The sequence below is a fragment of the Paenarthrobacter sp. 10N417 genome (assembly GCF_056394745.1).
Window position 1 is genome coordinate 1 of sequence record NZ_JBFTIL010000005.1, and the last position, 20,296, is coordinate 20,296.

The 20,296-nt window shown below is 61.8% G+C and carries 21 protein-coding genes and 1 rRNA gene; 16 read left to right on the plus strand and 6 right to left on the minus strand.

From position 1 onward, the window contains the following. Positions 1-88: ribosomal RNA gene (rrf, locus tag AC1DCM_RS07440) — 5S ribosomal RNA — on the plus strand; the annotation flags it as partial. A gap of 106 nt (positions 89-194) precedes the next feature. Here the strand turns inward: rrf and AC1DCM_RS07445 are convergent. The 3 genes from AC1DCM_RS07445 to AC1DCM_RS07455 all read right to left on the minus strand — a co-directional run bounded on the left by AC1DCM_RS07445 (position 195) and on the right by AC1DCM_RS07455 (position 2,844). Next, positions 195-1,028: an alpha/beta fold hydrolase gene (locus AC1DCM_RS07445; protein WP_477517826.1), complete on the minus strand. Its 834-nt coding sequence runs from the start codon at positions 1,026-1,028 to the stop codon at positions 195-197. 62 nt (positions 1,029-1,090) lie between these two features. Beyond that, positions 1,091-1,945 (minus strand): alpha/beta fold hydrolase, encoded by an 855-nt coding sequence (locus tag AC1DCM_RS07450; protein ID WP_477517827.1) that lies wholly within the window; start codon positions 1,943-1,945, stop codon positions 1,091-1,093. Further along, the gene (locus tag AC1DCM_RS07455) at positions 1,942-2,844 is read right to left on the minus strand and encodes an alpha/beta fold hydrolase (protein WP_477517828.1); all 903 of its coding nucleotides are present in this window, start codon (positions 2,842-2,844) and stop codon (positions 1,942-1,944) included. Before AC1DCM_RS07455 ends, AC1DCM_RS07450 begins: the two co-directional genes overlap by 4 nt. 56 nt (positions 2,845-2,900) lie before the next feature. Between AC1DCM_RS07455 and lysS the strand changes: the two genes are divergently transcribed. From lysS to AC1DCM_RS07525, 14 genes are all read left to right on the plus strand, one after another. Beyond that, positions 2,901-4,430 (plus strand): lysine--tRNA ligase, encoded by a 1,530-nt coding sequence (gene lysS / locus AC1DCM_RS07460; RefSeq protein ID WP_477517829.1) that lies wholly within the window; start codon positions 2,901-2,903, stop codon positions 4,428-4,430. Between the two features lie 2 nt (positions 4,431-4,432). Next, complete coding sequence (locus tag AC1DCM_RS07465; RefSeq protein ID WP_442006627.1) at positions 4,433-4,606, plus strand: hypothetical protein; 174 nt, start codon at positions 4,433-4,435, stop codon at positions 4,604-4,606. Between the two features lie 129 nt (positions 4,607-4,735). Continuing rightward, complete coding sequence (locus AC1DCM_RS07470; protein WP_223947524.1) at positions 4,736-5,062, plus strand: histone-like nucleoid-structuring protein Lsr2; 327 nt, start codon at positions 4,736-4,738, stop codon at positions 5,060-5,062. A 437-nt stretch (positions 5,063-5,499) separates the two neighbouring features. Further along, entirely contained in the window at positions 5,500-7,992 is a 2,493-nt protein-coding gene (locus AC1DCM_RS07475; protein WP_442006626.1) for an ATP-dependent Clp protease ATP-binding subunit, read from the plus strand. Positions 7,993-8,249: 257 nt separating this feature from the next. Next, on the plus strand, positions 8,250-10,358 hold the full coding sequence (locus AC1DCM_RS07480) for a S9 family peptidase (RefSeq protein WP_477517830.1): 2,109 nt from the start codon (positions 8,250-8,252) through the stop codon (positions 10,356-10,358). Positions 10,359-10,583: 225 nt separating this feature from the next. Continuing rightward, positions 10,584-11,093, plus strand: coding sequence for an amino-acid N-acetyltransferase (locus AC1DCM_RS07485; protein ID WP_477517831.1), 510 nt, complete (start codon positions 10,584-10,586; stop codon positions 11,091-11,093). Positions 11,094-11,242: 149 nt separating this feature from the next. Further along, positions 11,243-12,718 carry an FAD-binding oxidoreductase gene (locus AC1DCM_RS07490; RefSeq protein WP_477517832.1) on the plus strand — a complete coding sequence of 492 codons (1,476 nt, stop codon included), beginning with the start codon at positions 11,243-11,245 and terminating at the stop codon, positions 12,716-12,718. 10 nt (positions 12,719-12,728) lie between these two features. Beyond that, positions 12,729-12,935, plus strand: coding sequence for a hypothetical protein (locus AC1DCM_RS07495; RefSeq protein ID WP_442006622.1), 207 nt, complete (start codon positions 12,729-12,731; stop codon positions 12,933-12,935). A 148-nt stretch (positions 12,936-13,083) separates the two neighbouring features. Then, positions 13,084-14,085 (plus strand): dihydroxyacetone kinase subunit DhaK, encoded by a 1,002-nt coding sequence (gene dhaK, locus AC1DCM_RS07500; RefSeq protein ID WP_442006621.1) that lies wholly within the window; start codon positions 13,084-13,086, stop codon positions 14,083-14,085. A gap of 2 nt (positions 14,086-14,087) precedes the next feature. Further along, the gene (gene dhaL / locus AC1DCM_RS07505) at positions 14,088-14,750 is read left to right on the plus strand and encodes a dihydroxyacetone kinase subunit DhaL (RefSeq protein ID WP_477517833.1); all 663 of its coding nucleotides are present in this window, start codon (positions 14,088-14,090) and stop codon (positions 14,748-14,750) included. Next, positions 14,747-15,436 carry a dihydroxyacetone kinase phosphoryl donor subunit DhaM gene (dhaM, locus tag AC1DCM_RS07510; RefSeq protein ID WP_477517834.1) on the plus strand — a complete coding sequence of 230 codons (690 nt, stop codon included), beginning with the start codon at positions 14,747-14,749 and terminating at the stop codon, positions 15,434-15,436. Before dhaL ends, dhaM begins: the two co-directional genes overlap by 4 nt. A gap of 99 nt (positions 15,437-15,535) precedes the next feature. Further along, entirely contained in the window at positions 15,536-15,712 is a 177-nt protein-coding gene (locus tag AC1DCM_RS07515; protein WP_442006618.1) for a CsbD family protein, read from the plus strand. A gap of 93 nt (positions 15,713-15,805) precedes the next feature. Then, entirely contained in the window at positions 15,806-16,066 is a 261-nt protein-coding gene (locus AC1DCM_RS07520) for a DUF4235 domain-containing protein (protein WP_223947533.1), read from the plus strand. A 5-nt stretch (positions 16,067-16,071) separates the two neighbouring features. After that, a complete protein-coding gene (locus AC1DCM_RS07525) occupies positions 16,072-16,431 on the plus strand; it encodes a VOC family protein (RefSeq protein ID WP_477517835.1) in 360 nt (119 codons plus the stop codon). Here the strand turns inward: AC1DCM_RS07525 and AC1DCM_RS07530 are convergent. Further along, positions 16,428-16,940 (minus strand): VOC family protein, encoded by a 513-nt coding sequence (locus tag AC1DCM_RS07530; RefSeq protein ID WP_477517836.1) that lies wholly within the window; start codon positions 16,938-16,940, stop codon positions 16,428-16,430. The genes AC1DCM_RS07525 and AC1DCM_RS07530 overlap by 4 nt on opposite strands. 71 nt (positions 16,941-17,011) lie before the next feature. On the opposite strand from AC1DCM_RS07530, the gene AC1DCM_RS07535 reads away from it, so the two are divergent. Then, positions 17,012-17,818 carry an AraC family transcriptional regulator gene (locus AC1DCM_RS07535; protein ID WP_477517837.1) on the plus strand — a complete coding sequence of 269 codons (807 nt, stop codon included), beginning with the start codon at positions 17,012-17,014 and terminating at the stop codon, positions 17,816-17,818. On the opposite strand, the gene AC1DCM_RS07540 is transcribed toward AC1DCM_RS07535, so the two are convergent. Continuing rightward, positions 17,815-18,612 (minus strand): SDR family NAD(P)-dependent oxidoreductase, encoded by a 798-nt coding sequence (locus AC1DCM_RS07540; protein WP_477517838.1) that lies wholly within the window; start codon positions 18,610-18,612, stop codon positions 17,815-17,817. The two genes, AC1DCM_RS07535 and AC1DCM_RS07540, sit on opposite strands and share 4 nt — an antisense overlap. Positions 18,613-18,697: 85 nt before the next feature. Further along, positions 18,698-20,080, minus strand: a complete 1,383-nt coding sequence (locus AC1DCM_RS07545) for a cation:dicarboxylate symporter family transporter (RefSeq protein WP_477517839.1) — start codon at positions 20,078-20,080, stop codon at positions 18,698-18,700. Positions 20,081-20,296 lie beyond the last annotated feature (216 nt).

Below are 20,296 nucleotides of genomic sequence, written 5' to 3' on the forward strand. Positions count from 1 at the left end.
CGGTCCCATTCCGAACCCGGAAGCTAAGACCCACAGCGCCGATGGTACTGCACCCGGGAGGGTGTGGGAGAGTAGGACACCGCCGGACAATCATTAACAGGGAAAGCCCCGACCACGACGGTCGGGGCTTCCCCCATTTAACCAACAAACCAGACACGGCAAGGTGGGAAATCCCACCCCTGAGGCGAACTCCCCTAGCCCGAGAAGAACTCAGACAACTCTGCGATGAGCTTGTCCGGCGCCTTGTTTGGGCCGTCGTGCCCGAACCCGGGGAGGATGGTGTAGCTGGAGCCGGACAGGACGTCGTGGATCTGGCCGCACGCTACACCGAAATATGCGGGGCTTTTCTCGCCCACCACGATCAGTGTTTCCAGGGGCAGTTCAAGGAACGGCTCGGCGGGCATGTCGGCAGCGATGACTGCCTTGATTTCCCGGACTCCGCACGTCATGAGTTCCCGCATCTGCTTACCCATGGGTGTTCCGGCCGTCAGCTTCGTGGCGAGAGTCAACATGGACAGGGGCATGCGTGCGAAGGCGCCTCCTGTCTCTACTCCCTTGATGAGAACGGCGAGTCCGCGATCGTAGTCTCCGGCCGCCGTCGCGCGTTCATATTCCGGCGTCCAGTCGGCTTTGACGCTGTGGTTGACGGACACGGCGGGATCGTAAACGGCGAGTCGCTCCACKGGTAAGGTTCGCGCCGCGTGCAGCGCAACAGCACCGCCGAAGCTGTGCCCGAAAACGTCTGTGCTGGATGTGTGTTTCATGACCGCGTCGAGATCCCGGATGTCGGCTTCGAGGGTGTAGTCCTCGGGCTGGGCGGATGATTCACCGCGACCGCGGCGGTTAAACGTATGTACGGGCCGCCCGAGGGACTCGCTCAGTTTCTGCGCGAAACGTGTGTAGTCAGAGGCCGTCACCATTGAGGCGGGCACGACCACAATACCCGAGCCTGCCGCCGCCAGGTCACCGCCTGTGGTGAGTACTTCGAGGTGTCCGCCGTCCGTTGTGGTGATGATCTCGCGCGTCATGTCTTGAGCCTAACCGAGCCACCTGAACGCGGGCAGCATGCAGGACGATATGTGGATAACAATCAGCTTTTGAAGTAGTCCGAAATGTCCATCACGAGTTCCTTCACGGCGGCTGGAACGGAACCGTGGAAGCCCTTTGGCGATACTTCAAGGGTGCTTCCGGGAACGGCCGCGTGCAAACGCGCGGCCGTCACTTTGTAGTATTGGGGACTCTTCTTGCCCACCATGAAATGGGTGCCGGGAGGTAGGACGGAGAAGTCGCGCGGAGTTTCCGTGGCTTCGAACGCAGCCTTGAGTTCTCCGACGCCGGATGGCATGAGTTCACGGAACATTGTGTTGACCTTGGTTCGCGAGACTACAGCCATGAGACCCACCAGTATGGGTTCAGGGACGCGGGCCAGGGCAGTTCCGGGATGCATTCCACGTTTCATACGGGCAAGCGCAAGGTTGATGTTGCCCTTGTTCACGGAGTCCTCGAAGCCGGCCACCCAATCCGTGTCCATGCTCCCGTCGATATTAACTGCGGCGTCGTAAACGGCGAGCCTGTCCGGTTGGTGTCTTGTGCCGGCAAATGCCTGCGCAGCGTTGAGGGCCACCGACCCGCCCAGACTGTGGCCGAGGATGTTCCTGGCATCGGTGGCGTCCATGATGGTGCGCACATCCGCAATTTCCGTGACCATGGAGTAGTTGTGTGGTTGATCGCTGGAGCCGCCGCGGCCCCTGCGATCGTAGACGTCCACGGCCCACCCATCTCCGAGGCCCTTCGCGAGGGCGATGGAAAAGGGACGATAGATCAGGGCCGTGAGGAATGCGCCGCCGACCAGAACCACGCGGCGCTCCCCGGGTGCGTCTTCCGCGCCGTAGCTGTACAAGGCGAGTTTGCCGCCGTCGTGCGTTTTGATGGTGCGTTCCCTCACCGGTTTATCCTAGGGCGCGCTGGCATTGGGGCTGTGCCTCCTGAAAGGAAGCGGGCGATTCGGGCTGCAAGCCGCCTGCCTGGCCGCAGGGGACCTTCGTGGAACTGCAACGGCACAATAGCGAAGTCGATGACTGGAACCGCTCCAGCAAGGGTGCGTCCGGTTTCGGCGAAGTAGGACGGACTCCAGCCGCCGCTAAGCATGAGTGTCGGAGTCACGAGCGAGGTGAAATCGTGAAGATGCGCGTCGGCGTCGAGGACCGCGCGCATTTCGGCGACGGCGGTGGGCAACAGGGAGCGCATCTCCGAACCCAGCCGCGTCTGTGCAGAGAGGATGCTCAGCATCCGCAAGGCGCCCATCGGCAGGTAGGAGATGGGACCGGCAGTTCTCAGACCCTGCACCAGATGGGCCCATGCGTGGTCCAGTTGGCCTGCGGTAATTGCGGCTTCCAATTCCGGACGCCACCGACCATGGAGATTACCTGATAACGAGACAGCGGCATCGTAGGTGACCAAGCGGTTGATCTTCGTGCTGCGCGCCGCCTGAAGCGCCACGAAGCCGCCGTAACTGTGCGCCACGACATCCCTTGAATCTGTTCTCCGCATCACCGCCTGAAGGTCGGCGATCTCGGTGTCGGCGGAGTATCCGGGCGGTTGCGGCGCTGAGTGGCCCCGGCCGCGGCGGTTGTAGCAATGAACCGGTCGCCCGAGCATGAGACTCAAGGTCCGCGCGAAGGGCCAGTAAAGGGAGTCGGTCACCAAAGTGCCATGGACAACGACGACGCCGGACGGTTCCGTAGGCGCGTGCGAACCAGGAATCGAGGCTTTCGACGCCGGTCGGAACGTGTGCACCTCAAGCTGCCCGCCGCCGTCGTCCGTTTCAACTGTCCACGTCTCCACAGCCCGAGTCTATGTCCGGACGTAGAGGCCCGTAATCACCGGTAAACTTAAGGACTGTGACTTCCGCAAACACCCCAGCCCTGAACACCTCCGCAGAGCCCATCGACGCCAGCGAGCAGATGCGTATCCGCATGGACAAGCGCGCCAAGCTGATCGAACGTGGCACCGAGGCCTATCCCGTGGGCGTTGAGCGGACGCATTCCTTGAGCGAGATCCGCGAAAAGTATGCGCACCTGGAAGCCGACGAGACCACCGGTGACATCGTAGGCGTCACCGGCCGCGTCGTGTTCGTGCGCAACACCGGCAAACTCTGCTTCGCTACCCTCCAGGAAGGTGGCGTTGACGGCAAGGGCGTTCGTCTCCAGGCAATGCTGAGCCTGGCCAACGTGGGCGAGGAAGCACTGGCCGATTGGAAAGCCCTGGTTGACCTGGGGGACCACGTTTTCATCAAGGGCGAGGTGATTTCCTCCCGCCGCGGCGAGCTCTCCGTCATGGCCGATTCCTGGTCCATGGCCTCCAAGGCCCTGCGCCCGCTCCCGGTCCTGCACGCGGAACTCAACGAAGAAACCCGTGTTCGCCAGCGCTATGTGGACCTCATGGTCCGCGATGAAGCCCGCGAGATGGTCTATAAGCGTGCTGCCATCACTAGGTCTGTCCGCGACACCCTTGACCGCCACGGCTACGTCGAGGTGGAGACCCCCATCCTGCAGCTGGTCCATGGTGGTGCCACGGCCCGTCCGTTCGAGACGCACATGAACGCGTTCGATCAGAAGATGACCCTGCGCATCGCCACGGAACTTTTCCTGAAGCGTGCGGTAGTGGGTGGCATCGACCGCGTCTACGACATGGGCCGCGTGTTCCGGAACGAAGGCGTCGACTCCACGCACAGCCCCGAATTCACCACCCTTGAGTGCTATGAAGCCTGGGCTGACCAGTTCGTCATGGCCGAGCGCATGAAAGAAATCATCCTCAACGTGGCGGACGTGGTTGGCACCCGTACCATCCAGACCGACGCCGGCGAGATTAACCTCGACGGCGAATGGGCTTGGGTTGCGGTGTACCCGGGGCTTTCTGAAGCGGTTGGCGTTGAAGTCACTCCCGACACCACAGTGGAGGAACTGCTGGCCATTGCTGCCAAGCACGAGGTCAAGGTGGACCCGAAGTGGGACGCCGAGAAGATCGTGGTTGAGCTCTTTGGCGAGATTGTGGAACCCACACTGCTGAACCCGACTTTCGTCTACAACTACCCGCCGTCTGCTCAACCGCTTGCCCGTCCGCATCGCGAAGACGGCCGGCTCATCGAGGCATGGGACCTGATTATCGGGGGCATGGAGCGCGGCACGGCCTTCTCTGAACTCATTGACCCCGTTATTCAGCGCGAACGGCTCACGGAGCAGTCACGCCGTTCTGCGGCTGGCGACGTAGAGGCCATGCAACTCGACGAAGACTTCCTTCGCGCCCTTGAATACGGTGCCCCGCCCATGGGTGGCATCGGGCTCGGCATCGATCGCCTTGTCATGTTGTTCACTGGTGCAGGTATCCGCGAAACCATTCTGTTCCCCTTACTGAAGCCCGAAGGACACTGATCATGGAATACATCGCAGTCCTGGCGCCATCGGTCGTTGTTGGTTTGATCTTCTGGTTTGCCATGAAGTCCATCTTCAATGCGGACAAATCCGAGCGGCAAGCAGAAGCCCGCGCCCAAGCAGAGGCCAATTTGCGCAATTCCGGCCCTGAGAGTGAAGGCCCGGCAGCTAAATAGGCTGCAAATTGGGTGTCCTTAGCTGGAAACCCAAATGTGCCTTTGACGTGTGTGCTTGGCGTGAACGATAATCAGGAATAGGAACCCTCAAATTTCTGATTATCCAACCCTCCAAAAGAGAGGCTACTCATGGCACAGAAAGTTAAAATCATCCTCGTCGATGACCTGGATGAAGGGTCAGCGGACGAAACTGTCCGTTTCGGGCTGGACGGCGTTAGCTACGAGATGGACTTGTCCACCGCTAACGCAGAATCTTTGCGCAAAGCACTGGAGCCCTACGTAGCCAAGGCCAGGAAGACCTCTTCGGGCCGTGCAACACGTGGCCGTGCGACTGCCACTCGAAACCAGGATTCGGCACAGATCCGTCAATGGGCCCGTGACAACGGTTACACCGTAAACAGTCGCGGACGTATTCAGGCTGAAATTCAGGAAGCGTACCAGAAGGCCAATTCCTGATTCACCCGCCTTCAATGCCCCGGCAGCTTCTGCCGGGGCATTAGGTTTTTAAGCCCGTAGTTTGTTGCCAAGCCTTCCCAAGGGTGCCTGAACCAGGTCTTGGAATATTCCGTGAATCCTTCCGGCGCCTGGAGTGGGGATTATCCGGCCCTTTTGGGACTGGTCAAAGCGTGTGGTCAAAACGACTGGCCAAGCCGAGGGGCTCGAGTCCTGCCGCTGCCCTGGACGGCTGACCACGTCCTTCAGGAGGCGTGACCACGTCCTTCACGAGGCCGGCACGGGTATGCGACAGGCGTTCCGCGGGCGGGCATCCCGGCTGCGAGGGGGGTGCCAGGTTTATTCCGCCGGGCGTCATGTTTCCCCTGTGGCGAACACGCTCCAAAAGTCGGGCTCCGGCACGTAGCATCAAAGTACGTCGTAGCTAGGAGTGTGGCGAAATGTTTGAGAGATTTACGGACCGTGCCCGTCGCGTGGTTGTCCTTGCCCAAGAAGAGGCACGGATGCTCAATCACAATTACATTGGTACCGAGCACATCCTCTTGGGTCTGATCCACGAGGGTGAAGGCGTTGCCGCCAAGGCGCTTGAATCCCTGAGCATTTCGCTCGATGGCGTCCGCGAACAGGTGCAGGAGATCATCGGCCAGGGTCAGCAGGCTCCATCCGGGCACATCCCCTTCACCCCGCGCGCCAAGAAGGTGCTTGAGCTTTCGCTCCGCGAAGCACTGCAGCTCGGCCACAATTACATTGGTACCGAGCACATCCTGCTCGGTCTCATCCGCGAGGGCGAAGGCGTTGCTGCCCAGGTACTGGTCAAGCTTGGTGCGGACCTCAACAGGGTCCGTCAGCAGGTCATCCAGCTGCTTTCCGGCTACCAGGGCAAGGAAACCGCGGGTTCGGGTTCCAGCCAGGGCCAGCCGGAGGGAACTCCCGCAGGTTCGGTGGTACTGGACCAGTTCGGACGCAACCTCACCCAGGCTGCCCGCGAGAACAAGCTCGATCCCGTGATCGGCCGCGAGCAGGAGATGGAACGCGTCATGCAGGTCCTCTCCCGCCGTACCAAGAACAACCCAGTGCTCATCGGTGAGCCCGGCGTCGGTAAGACTGCCGTCGTCGAAGGCCTCGCCCAGGCGATTGTCCGCGGCGACGTCCCGGAAACCATCAAGGACAAGCAGCTGTACACGCTTGACCTTGGTTCACTGGTTGCCGGCTCACGCTACCGTGGCGACTTCGAAGAGCGCCTGAAGAAGGTCCTCAAGGAGATCCGCACACGCGGCGACATCATCCTCTTCATTGACGAGATCCACACCCTCGTTGGTGCAGGTGCTGCTGAGGGCGCGATCGATGCTGCATCCATCCTGAAGCCGATGCTTGCCCGTGGTGAACTCCAGACCATTGGTGCCACCACGTTGGATGAGTACCGCAAGCACATTGAGAAGGACGCTGCCCTTGAGCGCCGCTTCCAGCCGATCCAGGTCAAGGAGCCTTCCGTCGCTCACGCGATCGAGATCCTGAAGGGCCTGCGGGACCGCTACGAGGCACACCACCGCGTAACGATTACCGACGGCGCCCTCGCCTCAGCCGCGCAGCTGGCCGAACGCTACATTTCGGACCGCTTCCTGCCGGACAAGGCGATCGACCTCATCGATGAAGCCGGTGCACGCCTGCGTATCCGCCGCATGACCGCTCCGCCGGAGCTCAAGGCCATGGACGAGCGCATTGCCGACGTCAAGATGGAGAAGGAATCCGCCATCGACGCCCAGGACTTTGAGGGTGCCGCTTCGCTGCGCGACAAAGAGCAGAAGCTCATTGCCGAACGCGCTGAGAAGGAACGCAACTGGAAGTCCGGCGGCATGGATGACATCTCCGAGGTTGATGAAGACCTGATCGCCGAGGTTCTTGCGAACTCCACCGGCATCCCCGTCTTCAAGCTCACCGAGGAAGAGTCCTCGCGGCTCCTCAAGATGGAAGACGAACTGCACAAGCGCGTCGTCGGCCAGGACGAGGCCATCAGGGCCCTGTCCCAGGCTATCCGCCGTACACGTGCAGGCCTGAAGGACCCCAAGCGTCCCGGTGGCTCTTTCATCTTCGCCGGGCCTACGGGTGTCGGCAAGACCGAGCTCGCGAAGGCCCTTGCCGAGTTCCTGTTCGGTGAAGAGGATGCCCTCATCACGCTGGACATGTCCGAGTACTCCGAGAAGCACACGGTTTCGCGGCTCTTCGGTGCACCTCCGGGCTATGTTGGCTACGAAGAAGGCGGCCAGCTCACCGAGAAGGTTCGTCGCCGTCCGTTCTCCGTGGTCCTGTTCGACGAAGTTGAGAAGGCCCACGCGGACCTCTTCAACTCGCTCCTGCAGATCCTGGAAGATGGCCGCTTGACCGACTCCCAGGGCCGCGTGGTGGACTTCAAGAACACCGTGATCATCATGACCACCAACCTGGGTACCCGCGACATCTCCAAGAGCGTCGCTACCGGCTTCCAGTCCGGCACGGATACCCAGACTGGTTACAACCGGATGCGTGCCCGGGTCACGGAGGAGCTCAAGCAGCACTTCCGCCCCGAGTTCCTCAACCGTGTTGACGATGTTGTGGTGTTCCCGCAGCTCACCCAGGACGAGATCATCGAGATCGTGGACATGTTCGTTACCCGCCTGGAGCGTCGCCTCAAGGACAAGGACATGGGCATCGAGCTCACCACGGCAGCAAAGGTTCTTCTGGCCACTCGTGGCTACGATCCCGCAATGGGTGCCCGGCCTCTGCGCCGCACCATCCAGCGCGAGATCGAGGACCAGCTCTCCGAGAAGATCCTCTTCGGCGAATTGCACTCCGGTGACATCGTGGTGGTGGATGTGGACGGCGAAGGCGACGACGCCAAGTTCACGTTTGCAGGCAACGCCAAGCCGCGGATCCCGGAGATCGCTCCTACCGCGTAAAGCGCACGACTCAGCTAACGAGGCAACAAGCCCCGCCCATTCCCCAAGGAGTGGGCGGGGCTTCGGCGTTAAGAGACCTCCCACTGGCGGTGCCGGAGGCATTTGCGTAGCTTGCGTCAAAGCGACGAAGGAGCAGCAAGCGGTAAATGGCGCCGACACCGCCAGTATCCACACCAACGCCGGAATATCTGAAAGTACTGTTTCACTCTGAGTGAACCACCCTGTGATCGGCGACACAATACGTGTTGAATCGAAGCATGGATTCCACTGACACCCCAACCCCGGGCACGCCACCTGAAACTCCCTTCCACGACATCGACCACTACCTCTCCATTCCTCGAGTCAGTGGTCTCACGCTCAGCCCGGACGGCAAGCGCCTGGTCACTACCGTTTCAACCCTGAATGGCAAGGGCACCGAGTATGTCACCGCACTCTGGGAGATCGACCCCACCGGCCAAAGCCATGCCCGGCGGATCACCCGGAGTTCCAAAGGCGAGGCCGGTGCCGCCTTTGCCGCCAACGGTGATCTCTACTTCACGTCCTCCAGGCCCGACCCCGAGAGCGCAGATCCCGACGCCGATCCGGTGAACGCGCTGTGGCTGCTCCCTGCCGATGGGGGAGAGGCCCGGGTTGTGCACTCGCGCGCCGGCGGGATCAGTTCCGTCCTGGCGGCAAAGAGTGCGGATGCCGTCTTCGTCAACGCCGAGGTTCTGGCAGGTTCCAGCACTGAGGAGAACGACGAAGAACGCCGCAAGACCCGCAAAGATAACAAAGTGTCCGCCATCCTGCACAGTGGCTACCCGATCCGTTATTGGGACGCGGACCTGGGTCCTGCCGAACCGCGCTTGTTTGCAGTGGAGCCAGGTGAGGAGAAGGAGGCCGGCAAACCAACCACCGTTGACGCGCCAACGCCGCTTAAGCTGAGGAACCTGACGCCCGGCGTCGGAGGCTCGCTTCGGGAAGCCAAAACTGTGGTTAGTCCGGACGGCAAGACCATCTACACCAGCCTTACAAAAGCCCTCGCCAAGGCCGACAGCCGTGAGGTGCTTGCCGCCGTCGACGTCGCCACTGGGGCTGTGAAGGTACTTCTGGACCGCGAGGGAATGAGCTACTTCCCTGGGCCCGTCAGCCCGGACAACCGCACGTTGGTTGTGGAGAGCGAAAGTGACACCACGCCCACCCAGGCTCCGCAGATCAAGCTGCACCTGCTGGACGTATCGGGCAGCGAAACGACTGACCTGGAGCCGCTCGCACACCAATGGGACCGCTGGGCTACTGCCTTGGAGTGGCTCCCGCAAGGCAATGCCATTCTGGTGAAAGCGGACGACGACGGCGCGTCGCCGCTTTTCCGGATCGACGTTGCCGATGGAGCAGTAACACGGGTGACGAAAGACGCTGCGGCGTATTCCGACGTCGTGGTTTCGCCGGACGGGACCACAGCGTACGCACTGCGGAGCTCCTACGAGTTCCCCGCTGAAGCTGTGCGGATCGACCTCGCTTCCGGAGATGTGGTGAGGTTGCAGGCACCCGCGGAACGGCCAACGTACAAGGGCCACCTCGAACGCGTGGAAACGACGGCGGAGGACGGCTCGCGCGTGCCGGCTTACCTGGCGCTCCCGGAAGGTGCATCCGCGGACCGCCCGGCGCCCCTCCTGCTGTGGATCCACGGTGGACCGCTGGGCTCATGGAACGCCTGGACCTGGCGTTGGAACCCCTGGCTGCTGGTCGCAAAGGGCTATGCCGTACTGCTGCCCGACCCCGCCCTCTCCACAGGTTACGGCCAGGAGTTCATCCAGCGCGGCTGGGGTGAATGGGGCAAAAAGCCCTTCTCGGACCTCATGGCTATCACCGACGCCGTAGTCGAGCGGGCGGACATCGACGAGTCACGGACTGYGGCGATGGGAGGATCCTTCGGCGGCTACATGGCAAACTGGGTGGCAGGCCAGACTGACCGCTTCAAGGCGATCGTGACCCACGCCAGTTTGTGGGCCCTGGACCAGTTCGGCCCCACCACCGACGCAGCGCAGTACTGGCTGAAGGAAATGACGGTCGAGATGGCGATGGAGAACTCGCCCCACCTCAACGTACGCAACATCAAGACGCCCATGCTGGTGATCCACGGAGACAAGGATTATCGCGTACCGATCGGCGAGGGCCTGCGGCTTTGGTACGAACTGTTGTCCTCATCGCAGCTGCCCGCAGACGACAACGGCCAGAGCCCGCACCGCTTCCTCTACTTCCCCGACGAAAACCACTGGATCCTCCAGCCGCAGCACGCGAAGGTTTGGTACGGAGTCGTGGAGCACTTCCTGGCAAAGCAGGTGCTGGGCGAGGACGTGGCGCTGCCGGAGGAGTTGGGGATCTAGTCCGTTGCTGGGTCTGGCGTGAGTCCGGCGCTGGACCTGCGCCATTTGCCGCGTGCTCGCTCGTGCCTCGCTTAGACGCACGCTACGCAAATAGCCCAGGACCAGCGCCTCGCGGCGGCCCTCCGGTACTAAATGGTGACCATGGCGTCCGTCAGCGCCGCCCGGCTCAGCCCCGGCGTAGGTCATGCGCGGTCGGGCTCCTCTTTGTCTCGTTAGGATGGGGGAGTGAATTCGACCTTTAGCCTTCGTCCTGCCCGTACTAGTGATGTGGCGGCGATTAAGAGGCTGGTTGCCCCCCTCGCGGAACAGCGGATTTTGATGGCCAAGGAAACTGTGGCGTACTACGAGAGCCTCCAGGAATTCCGGATTGCCGAATCCCATGACGGCGACGTGATCGGCTGCGGGGCCCTGCACGTTATGTGGGAGGACCTGGCCGAGATCCGCACCCTTGCCGCTGCGGACACGTGGCGGGGGCGGGGCGTGGGGCACGTGCTGGTGGAGGATCTCCTGGAAAAAGCCAAGGAGCTTGGCGTGAGCCGGGTTTTCTGCCTGACGTTTGAAGTGGAATTTTTCAAGCGTCACGGCTTCGAGGTCATGGAGGACCAGTCGGCCGTGGACCCGCAGGTGTACTCGGAACTGCTGCGCTCGCATGACGAAGGCGTGGCGGAATTCCTGGATCTGGCCCGGGTAAAGCCGAATACCTTGGGCAATACGCGCATGATCAAGCACCTCTAAGAAGACCGGCAACAAGGGCTAACTGAGGCGGACTCCAACCCTGCCCGCATTATGCGTGATTTAAAACCCTTCTCTTATCTAAAGTTGATGGATAAACTGATCGAGGCTTGCTGGGGAGCTTCCGCCATTCGGTCAATCGAGAGAAGATCATGCAGTCCCACGCGTCGTTTTCTGGTAATTCAAGCGTTTCAGAACTCCAACTCAGCGTGCGCGGTCCCGTGTTCACGCCTGCCGACCCCGGTTTCGCAGCCGAGATATCGGCCTTCAACCTCTCTACTCAACACCAGCCGGATCTTGCCTTCGGCGCCCTCGACGCAGAGGACGTTTCGGCGGCTATCAGATGGGCGGCGGAACGGGGAATGCCCGTAGCCGTCCAGTCCACGGGGCATGGTGCAACAAACGCGATAGAAGGCGGGATGCTTATCAGTACCCGCCGCATGCTGGAACTCAGCATGGACCCCCTTGAGAAGACTGCCAGGGTGGGGGCCGGTGTTCGATGGAAGGCTGTGGTTGAGCTTGCTGCAACCTTCGGTTTGATGGGGCTGTGTGGTTCCACCAGTGACGTCGGCGTGGTGGGTTACACGCTGGGCGGGGGCCTGCCCATCCTGGGACGTAAGTACGGCTTCGCCTCGGATCATGTCATCGCTTTCGAGCTGGTCACAGCAGACGGCACCCAGCAAAGGGTCACCAGGGACGAGAACCCTGAGCTGTTCTTCCTCCTGCGAGGCGGCAAGGGCAATCTCGGCATTGTGACCGCCATGGAATTCCACCTTTTCCCAGCCGCCGATCTCTACGCAGGTGGCGTGTACTTCGACGGCGGACACGCCCCGGAAGTCCTGGCGGCGTTTAGGGAATGGGTGCCATCGCTACCCGCGGAGGCGTCGGCGTCGTTGGCGTTTTTGCGCCTTCCGCAGATGGAGATGATTCCGGAGCCGTTGCGGGGAAAGTTTGTGATCCACCTCCGCTACGCCTACCAAGGGGACCTGGCTGCAGCATCGGACCTGCTGGAGCCCATGCGCCGAAGCGCCCCGTTCATGATGGACGCCACCGGCCCCTTGGAAGCAAGCCAATTCGACACGATCCACCAGGATCCGGACCAGCCAGTCCCCGTTCGCGAGCGTGGCTTCCTGCTTGACCGTTTGGACGAGGACGCAGCGGAGGCAATCCTCCGGCACTTCGGTCCGGGCGTTGAGAGCCCGGTGTTGCTGGCCGAACTCCGGCTGCTGGGCGGCGCCCTCGCCAAGAGCGCGGAGGGCGAGGACAGTGTGGGCGGCCGTGACGCGGCGTTCAGCTTCTACATGGTTGCCATTGCCGCGCCTCCTGTTGTTGAGATGCTGCCCGCAGTTTTCGATGCCGTCCATACAGACCTTCGTCCCGCTGCCAATCCCGGCACATTTGTGAACCTCCATGGGCACTTTGTGGATGCCGAGGACAGGGAGCGGCCCTGGGGCCCCAGTGCGCGTGAACGTCTTAAGAAGGCCAAGGCGGAGTTGGATCCGAAGAACATGTTCAGCTTCGGGCACGTAGTGGGACTTCCCACCACGGAACAGCCGGTTGTTATGAATCAGACCGTGCTGCTCGAAGACGTGGTCACTGCCGGCGGCGACGCCGTGCTGAACGGTTAAGGGTCGGACCATGCAAGATCGCGTCACGTTTCCGGACTTTTCAGCTTTCCAGATAGACATCCCCCACGGTTCCTGGCCGAACGAATCCTTCTGGCCGGGGACGGCCCACGCCAACCCGGACCTGTACTCCGCATTTTGGCTCGACTTCCATTCGCGGACTGAAGCGGCCTCCACTCCTGCGCGCACCGCCGCGGAGCCTGGGCACCATCAGGATTAAGCTTCACTGCGGTAGGGACAGCTCTCCGGGGCTGTCCCTACGGCCTTTAACGGGCGCTCGCGGCTTCTGCATGCGAGGAGGCCTACCATGTGCCCGGGGCCCGGTAGTAGGGTCAGAGCACCAGCCACAGCACGCCCAGGAGCATCCAATGAAAAAGCTCATCAATGATCCCCGCGCAGTGGTGGACGAGTCCGTCGAAGGCTTCGGCATGGCCCATGCCGACATTGTGGACGTCCATCCCGACCCCAAATACGTCGTCCGGAAAGGCGCACCTGTTGCGGGCAAGGTTGCCCTGGTATCCGGCGGGGGTAGCGGCCACGAGCCGCTGCATGCTGGTTTCGTAGGCCTCGGAATGCTCGACGCCGCTGTCCCCGGCGCCGTCTTCACCTCGCCCACGCCCGACCAGATCATACCGGCGACCGTCGCTGTCGACTCAGGTGCCGGCGTCGTGCATATCGTCAAGAACTACACAGGCGACGTCCTGAACTTTGAGACTGCGGCGGAGATGGCACAGGCCGAAGGCGTCCACGTACGTTCGGTGTTGGTCAACGACGACGTCGCCGTGGAGGACTCGCTGTACACGGCGGGCCGGCGTGGAGTGGGCGGGACGGTCCTCGTAGAGAAGATAGCGGGTGCTGCCGCTGAGCGTGGAGACGATCTTGAAGCCGTTGCCGCCATCGCGGAGCGGGTCGCCGCCAACGTCCGGACCATGGGAGTCGCCCTCTCCGGCTGCACAGTTCCGCACGCAGGTACGCCGAGCTTCGAGCTGGCGGAGGACGAAATCGAGATCGGCATCGGCATCCATGGTGAACCTGGACGGCACAGGATCGCCATGGAAAGCGCCGACGCGATCACCGACCGTCTATTGGAGCCCGTGCTTGAGGATCTCTCCCTCTCCTCCGGCGACAGGGTGCTGCTGTTCGTGAACGGCATGGGCGGCACGCCGCAGAGTGAGCTCTACATCGTCTATCGCCGGGCCGCCCAGGTACTCGCAGAGCGCGGCGCAACAGTGGAGCGCTCGCTGGTGGGGAACTACGTGACGTCCCTCGAAATGCAAGGTTGCTCGGTGTCCGTGCTACGCCTCGACGACGAATTGACAAGTTTGTGGGATGCCCCGGTTCATACGGCTGCCCTGCGTTGGGGAGCGTGAGCATGGGGCTGGGCGTTGAATGGGCACTGGACTGGCTGAAGCTCTCCGCGAAGGCCATGGCAGAACATCGAAGGGAACTGATCGAGCTGGACCGGCCAATCGGCGATTCGGACCACGGCGAGAACATGGACAGAGGATTCCAGGCGGTTCTGCAGAAGCTGGACGAGACGCCGCCGGAAACTGCGGGAGCTGCCCTTAAGGCGGCTGCGATGGCGCTGATGTCCAAGGTGGGCGGAGCTGCCGGGCCGCTGTATGGAACGGCATATCTGCGGGCGGCCACGTCGCTAGGGGACACCGCCGATATTGATGCAGAGGCGCTTGCTTCCGCGCTCGCCGCTGCTCGCGACGGAGTGGTGGCGCGCGGCAAAGCCGAAACCGGCGACAAGACCATGATTGACGCGTGGACGCCTGCGGTTGAGGCAGCGCAGAACGCGGCGTCCGACGGCGGCGATGTGCTCGCCGTCCTGCAAGCTGCTGCCGAGGCGGCCGAAGTGGGGGCTGTGGCCACCGATCCGCTGGTGGCTCGGAAGGGCCGCGCGAGTTATCTCGGGGAGCGAAGCGCAGGGCATCGCGATCCAGGAGCGGCCTCCACGGCACTGCTCTTGCGCGCCGCGGCAGCAGCAGCGGCCGGCTCCGCAGGAAACACGGGAACCGACGCCGTATGACGGTTGGGATCGTGGTTGTCTCGCACAGCAGCAAGATCGCTGAAGGTGCAGTGGAACTCGCCGCACAGATGGCGCCCGACGTCGAACTCGTCGCCGCCGGGGGCACTGACGACGCACGGATTGGCACCAGCCTCGAGAAGGTGCTGGCCGCCGTCGAGCAGTCGTTGATTGATGCGGGAGGCGATGGCGTTGTGGTGCTGACGGATCTGGGCTCTGCAGTCATGACAGCTGAGTCTGCGATCGAATTCGCCAGTGATCCTGACGCCATACTGCTTGCCGATGCGCCTTTGGTTGAAGGGCTCGTGGCCGCGGCCGTTGCCGCCCAGGGCGGGGCTGGCGTCGAGGAGGTGCGTAAGGCTGCAGAAGCGGTTGGATTCGGGGCTTCGGCCGGTACTGACGCGCCGGGCAGTCCTGATGAATCCCGGGAACCGGATGCTGCCGGCGATTTCGAGCTCATTAATCCCATGGGCATCCACGCGCGGCCTGCAGCCAAGATAGCCGGAGGATTGTCTGGCCTTGATGCTGAGGTGACAATCAACGACGTCGACGGGACGTCCATGATGGCGCTCATGACGCTCGCCGCCGGGCGGGGCGCAACCCTGCGCGTGGAGGCCCGTGGCAAGGACGCCGCAAGGGCCGTTCAATATGTCGGGCGGTTGGTGGGCGAGGGGTTCGGGGAGCTTTAAACAGGCGGCTTCGACAAGCAGCGCCACCCCAAATATTGCTAAGTACACTGATTAGTGATGTTGTAGAGGTACAGGTTCACTACAAGGAAGAGGTGCGACATGGGTGCTGACGACAAGATGGAGAACGCTGGCGAGAAGATCGCAGGCAAGGCTAAGGAAGCTGCCGGAAAGCTTACCGACAACGAGCGCCTTGAAGCCGAAGGCAAAGGCGAGCAAACAAAAGCCGACCTCAAGGGTGCTGGCGAAAAGGTAAAGGACGCTTTCAAGAACGACTAGGAATTCGGGCGGGGCCGTTGCGGTTGCAGCGGCCCCGCCTTCCTTTTGTGTTTGACAGGGTTTACCCCGCACGATCAGATGGAGGATTCTTTCGTGAATTTGCTGGTGAAATTGTTCGGCCTGGCAGTCAGCCTTGGAGCTGGAGTGCTGGCAAACAAGACGCTTGAAGGGCTCTGGGAGAAAAAGACAGGAAAACCTGCCCCCAAAGACGGAACTGATCTGAACGATTCCTTGCCGGGAGTGCTCGTGTTCGCTGTGGTTTCTGCGGGTGTTGGCGCAGTGGTCCACGTTCTTACCCAAAGGGGCACCAAGAGTGCACTGGCCCGAATGAAGAAAACGGCAGACGAGGTTTAGCAAAAATGGCAATAGCCCGATACCCGAGTGTTGTTATTGATTGTCCGGATGCGCCCGCCCTTGCCGCCTTTTATGGCGAACTGCTGGGCTGGGACGTGAAGGGCGAAACCGATTGGTTCGAGATCCGCCCCAGCGATGGGAACAACTGCATTGCTTTCCAACAGGTCGAGTCGTATCACGCGCCTGAATGGCCGGGGCAAACAGTTCCTCAGCAAATGCACCTTGACCTCATGGTGGAGGACCTGGACAAGGGTGAGGAAGTGGCGCTTTCGCTCGGTGCGAGCAAGGCCGAGCACCAGCCGGGGACCACCTTCAGGGTGTTCCTTGATCCGGCTGGCCACCCGTTCTGCCTGTGCCTTTCCTAACCCTGCTGGGCCGCCCACTCCTCAACTCGACGGTTGCTTTCCTCTTCGGAGAGATCTTCCACGCGCGTCATGATGGACCAGCGGACGCCGAAGGGATCGCGGATGCTGGCGTATCGATCCCCTGAAACGAACGTGGTGAGTGGTTCACGGATGATGGCGCCCGCTTGTTCCGCTCGTTGGACAAGCGCGTCAGCGTCCGGGCAATAGAAGCCCAGGGAGTAGCAGTCGTCATCGCCGCCGGGCGCCGGGACCAAATGGTATTCCGGGTTGGGCTCGCCGAGCTGCAGGTGGCCGTTCCCGAGGTCGAGTTCGGCATGGACCACAACTCCGCCCATCTCGGTGGTGCCAACAACCCGTGCCCCGAAAACGTCCCGGTAGAACGCGATCGCATTTTTGGCATCGGGTATGGCGAGGAAGGGTGTCAGGCTGGTCAGGCCGTTGGGGACGCCGTGGGTGGTGTACTTGCCGTGGGCGGCCGTGGTTGACTCTGTGCTTGTACTATCTGTCATGTCCACGACGCTACGGGCAGGGCTGGCTGCGGCGCTTGGAAATTYGCGACAGACTTTGTGGGAGGTGGCACGTGGATAGTTCGTTCAAGGGCATTCTGTACCCGGCGAGGCTTCCCACGTTCAACCGTTTAGCGGCACCGGAGTCGGTCGCGCATCTTGTCCAATGGTTCTGGATTCCCGAATGGGACATTGAGCCGGGCCGCACTTCCCGCCAGCATCTGATCGCCTACCCTGCCTCCAACCTCGTTGTGCAGTTGGATGACGTGGCCTTCTCGGGTCCCACAACCCGTGCCGCGTATCGCGACTTGAATGGCCGCGGCTGGGCAGTGGGAGCGCTGTTGCGCCCGGCTGCAGTTCCGGTGTTCACGGAGAATCCCGGCAGCTTGCGTGATGCCGAGGTGGTCTTGCCGTTGGAGGACCTCCACCGTTCCGTCGCACGGGCCATGAATGCTGCTGCTCAGGCCATGAACGCCCCCGACGGCGGCTCCCGCCGTGAGCGGGCAGTGGACGCCTTTGCGTCGTGGCTGGATTCTTTGGACTACGTACCTTCCGAAGATGCCCTGCTGGCAAACCGGATGATGGACACTATTGCCTCCGATCCGGAGGTGGTCCGGATTGAGGACGTAGCGGCGCGCCTTGCTGTCTCGGGGCGGACGCTCCAGCGAATTGCGACGAAATACATCGGACTCAGCCCGTCAGTGCTGATCCGTCGCCGTCGCCTGCAGGACGCCGCAGAGAGGGCTCGTTTGGATCCCTCCAGTGATCTTGCGGACATCGCTGCCGAGCTTGGCTACGCCGACCACGCACACCTCACGAACGACTTCCGGAAGTACCTGGGTTTCACGCCGAGCACGTACCGGCGTGCTGTTGGCAGTTAGCTGTCACCCGATCCTGGCTCGCTCAAATGCCGGTTGAACTGCGCTCCCGCGGCATCCGGCGCGACGTTGCTGCCGAGCCCCATTATGCGGGATTTCAGGGAGCCGCCCAGCACATTTCCCTCGCCTTTCATCATTGCTTTGAAGCCCTGCTCGGCAACCTGGGCCGGATCGTCCTTCTCCTCGGTCCCTACCTTCGTGTCCATCAGCTCTGCTCGTTCAAAGAACGCCGTCTCCGTGGGGCCCGGGAGCAGGGTGGTGACAGTGACCCCTGCGTCCCGCAGTTCATTCCTCAGCGCTTGTCCAAAGGACTGCACGAACGCCTTTGATGCGCCGTAGACGGCCTGAAACGGCGCTGGCCCCCGGGCAATGACTGAGGAGGTGAACAGTATTCTTCCTTGACCGCGCTGCACCATGTCCACGGCGATCCACTTGGCGAGGGCGACTGTTGAGGTCACGTTCAAATCGATGATTCTGATTTCCTGGTCAAGGACCGTCTCCGCAAAGGGCCCTCCTACGCCGATCCCCGCATTGAGGGCCACCGCGTCAAGTGGCCTTCCGAGGGCTGAAACTGCCGTGCGCAATTGCTCCACACCTTGCCTGTCGGCGAGATCGATTTGTTCCACTATTACGGCACCGCCGAGGTTTCCCAGGCGTTGGGCTGCTTCATGGATCCCATCATTTTCCGCGACGATGATCGTGTCGAATCCATTGCTGAGGAACTGCCGCGCAAGCTCGTAGCCGATGCCAGTGGATGCACCTGTGACAAGGGCCAGTTGCCTCTCATTGGAGCTCATCGGTCATCCCGTTCCGGAGAAAGTCTATAACTGTCAGGCTACTTATTATTTTCGCATCCGGCACCGACAGGGACAAAGCTGCTGACTACGCCGAAACGGGCACCGAAGGTTCCGTCGCCGCTTTGCTGGCTTCCGGCGTCGTGGGTTCCGGAGTGGTGGTTTCCAGCGTCGTGATTTCCCCTCGGAAGGCGGCCAGCATCGCCTCGCGATCGAATTGTCCCTCCCACTTGGACACCACAAACGTGGCAACGCAGTTGCCGAGCAGGTTGACCACGACGCGCATGGAATCCATCAACCTGTCGGCTCCGAGGAGCAGTGCCACGCCCGCCACGGGGAAGATTCCCAAAGCCCCGGCAGTAGCGGAAAGGGCCAGGAAGGCAGAGCCGGGAACACCCGCCATGCCCTTGGAGGTCAACATCAGAACTCCGAGGGCAGCCAGCTGTTGGCCCAAGTCGAGGTTGTGTCCGAATGCCTGGGCGAGGAAGAGCAATGAGATTGAAAGGTAGAGCGCGGCGCCGTCGAGGTTGAAAGAGTAGCCCGTAGGAACCACCAGCCCAGTGGTTGCGCGGGAACATCCAGCGTTGCTCAGCTTGGTCATGATTCGCGGCAGTACTGATTCCGTGGATGCCGTGCCCAGTGCCAGGAGGAACTCTTCGCGGGAGTACTTGATGAACTGCCACAGCGGGACGCGTGGGTAAACCCAGGCCACAATGAAGAGCAAGCCGACAAAGACCAGTGCCGAGCCGTAGCATGCCGCCACCAGCAGGGCGTAGGTACTCAACGAACTCAGCCCGTACTGGCCGATGATGAATGCCATTGCCCCGAAGGCGCCTACCGGGGCAACCCTCATCACCCAGGACATGATCTTGAAGAAGAGTTCCAGGGTGGTCTCCATGAGGTCGATGACGGGCTTGCACTTCTCCCGTCCCACAACCACGATGGCCGCCCCGAAGAAGACCGCGAAACAGAGGACCTGCAACAGCGTGTTGGATGCGAAGGCTCCAACCACGCTGGTGGGAATGATGCCCAGCAGGAACTGCCCTGCGTCCTTGGGCGGGGCCGTGGTGGTCTTGGCGTTGACCGCTTCCGCTGACAGGGAAGCCGGATCAATGTTCAACCCTGCTCCCGGCTGGACGATGTTGGCCACAAGCAGCCCGAACGCCAGCGCGAAAAGTGTGGCGGCGGTGAAGTAGACGAGGGCTTTGACTCCCACGCGGCCAACGGACTTCACGTCACCCACGGCCGAGATGCCAGTGACGATGACCAGGAATATCAGCGGCGCGATGATCATCTTGATGAGTTGAATAAAGCCGTCGCCAAGGGGGCGAAGCGCAGACCCGATGCCGGGCCAGAAGTAGCCGATGGCGACCCCCAGCACCACGGCCACCAGGATCTGGAAAAACAGGGATTTGTAGAGGGGCTTCTTTGCCGCTGGGCTCACAGCAACAGCAAGTGCGGGAGTCTTCAAGATGGCGCCTATCTGTGAGAGGCCGTGAAGGCTCACGGCCGGGGTCACAGATGACGCTATGAGGCGAGTGTTTCGGAAGTGCTAATTCCAATGCCCGATTGTGTTTAATATCGGAACTGAGTTTCCATGATGCGAAAACTCTAGTGAAGTTGAAGTGGTTGGCAGCCTTCCGCGAGCACCTCCGCTGGTTTTGGCGTCGGTTTATAGCGCGCATCA